The sequence below is a fragment of the Paracoccus sp. DMF genome (genome assembly GCF_004407025.1).
Classification (GTDB): domain Bacteria; phylum Pseudomonadota; class Alphaproteobacteria; order Rhodobacterales; family Rhodobacteraceae; genus Paracoccus; species Paracoccus aminovorans_B.
The window spans coordinates 1-2,243 of record NZ_SOKV02000113.1; the positions used below are offsets into that span (position 1 = coordinate 1).

The 2,243-nt window shown below is 58.8% G+C and carries 2 protein-coding genes; both read right to left on the reverse strand.

All coding sequences use genetic code 11. The features are described 5' to 3' along the window. Nucleotides 1-1,182: DEAD/DEAH box helicase (locus E3D03_RS20510; protein ID WP_411969839.1), on the reverse strand; the 1,182-nt coding region annotated here is incomplete at its 3' end. Then, nucleotides 1,179-2,228, reverse strand: coding sequence for a type IIL restriction-modification enzyme MmeI (locus E3D03_RS20515; protein ID WP_263568487.1), 1,050 nt, complete (start codon nucleotides 2,226-2,228; stop codon nucleotides 1,179-1,181). The genes E3D03_RS20510 and E3D03_RS20515, both read right to left, overlap by 4 nt. Nucleotides 2,229-2,243 lie beyond the last annotated feature (15 nt).

The following is a 2,243-nucleotide window of genomic DNA, read 5'->3' on the forward strand; positions in this document are numbered from 1 at the left end:
GGTGAAGCGGGCGCGGGTCTTGCCCGGCGCGTCGCGGGTAGCGCGGCCGATGATCTGCACGATCTCGGTCAGGCTGGAACGATAGCCCACGGTCAGCGCGTGTTCGCACCAAATCCAGTCGAAGCCTTCCTTCGCCATGCCGAGCGCGATGATGATGTCCACATGATCGCGGTTGTTCTTCTGCGCGGGATCTTTGAGTGCGGCGGACACACGATCCCGCTTGGCCGCATCGTCGTCCACGAGGTCGGCGATACGAAGGACGCGGCCTTCCGGCGTCTTGACCAACTGGAAACCCGTGGCCGGGTCGATGCCCTGCCATTCGCCAAGCTCCTCAATGATATGTTCGACTTCCTTGATCTTCTGCCCGGTGCTTTCCCGCGAATTGACGTTGGGGATGTGGATGATGGTTTTCTCGGCTGGGTCGAGCACGGCAAGGATGTCGTCGGAATAAGCACCAGAATAGAAGAAATATCCGATGTCGAGCGATTTCAGATACTCATAGCCATTTAGCTGCTCGTAATAGGTGTAGGTGACGGTATCGAAATTGGCCTCGTCCTGCGGAGCAAGGACAGCTTCGGCATCGCCCCGGAAATAGCTGCCGGTCATGGCGACGATATGCACCTTGTTCCGGGCGATGAACTGGCCCAGGTGCAGGCCCAGCTTGTTGTCCGGGTTCGCCGAAACATGGTGGAACTCGTCAACGGCGATCAGCCGGTTGTCGAACGCCTCCGTGCCGAACCTGTCCACCGCGAAGCGGAAGGTGGCATGGGTGCAGACCAGCACCTTGTCATCGCTCTCAAGGAAGGCCCCGACGCTGTTCACCTTGCCGCCGTCCTCGCCGGGGGCGTTGCAGAGGTTCCATTTGGGCGTCACGGTCCAGTCGGCCCAGAAGCCGAACTTGGTCAGCGGCTCGTCGGCGAAGCTGGAGCCGATGCTTTTTTCCGGCACAACGATAATGGCCTGTTTCAGCCCTTGGTTCGCCAGCTTGTCGAGCGCGATGAACATGAGGGCGCGGCTCTTGCCGGACGCGGGTGGCGATTTGATAAGAAGATATTGCTCGCCGCGCTTTTCATAGGCGCGCTCCTGCATCGGCCTCATGCCAAGGGCATTCGCCTTGTTGGTGCTGCCATTGCGGGCATAGGACACCGAGACGGAGGGAACTGATTTCTTTTCGATAGTCACGCTGTTGCCCCCGCCTTCCGTTTCTTCGCTGTTCCCGCCGATGCGGTCATCTTGGTATAAAGATCAAACAGCTTCTCAAGCCGCTCGGTATCATTGCGGAATCGTCGTCCGATATAGATGCGCTCCAGCACCTCATCGTTGCGCTCATGTGCCTCGCGCAAATCTGCGGGCATCTTCTCCGGGTCGTAGAGGTCTGCGATGGTGGCCGGGAAGTGCGCCTCTCGCGCCAACAATATGTCCTCCGCGCAGCGGGTCAGGTCATCCCTGTTCTTGTCGGTTAGCTTCGGCACGGGAAACGTGTTCCAGCCGAGCGTATTGGAATAGGAGTAGTCGGTGCGCAACCGCACGCAGACCGTGGCTATCCATACGAGGTGCAGCCGCGAAGCGATCAGCGCCATGTTCCAAAGCGGCGCGTCATAGAGGGCGAAAGCCTTGTTATGCACCACGGCCTTTGGCTCAACGAGTCCAACGGGTAGGTAGGGTCGGTTCTCGGAGCTGACGATTGGAACAACGAGAAGATCGGAAACAGCTTCATACTGGTCGCGGAACCGATAGGGTGTATTCACCAGTTTCTGTGCTTGGGCATCGGAGGATTTCTCAAGACGCGCGGCCCGCACGCCCTCGATCCTGCGTTGAATCGCGGGAATTGTGCTCGCTTCCTCAAGAGTGTCGCGCTTGATCCACAGGCAGGCTCGCGCCGAGCCCGAGATAAACTCCTTCGACCCGTATAGGGGGCGAATAAAATGAGCGGCCTGCGGTTCCACCGCCACCAACTGCCTTGCCTCATCTGGCCGAAGCATGAGGTCGTTCGCGTAGTAGGGATGGTTTCCGAACTGCATGGCGGTTCGGTCATCGGGAACCTTGCTACGGGGAGACACAAATACGTCGCTCGCCGCCACAAGGTAGGCGTTTATGTTGTCGGCTTCCCTGACCGTTGTGGTGCCGTCATCCTCAATGGAAAATATCCTGCGGGCAGCTCCTTTGCGCTTGGTCAAGCCGACAATCGAAACGGTGACGCCCGCGTTGTAGCTAGGGTCAGGACCCATTGATTATACCCTTGT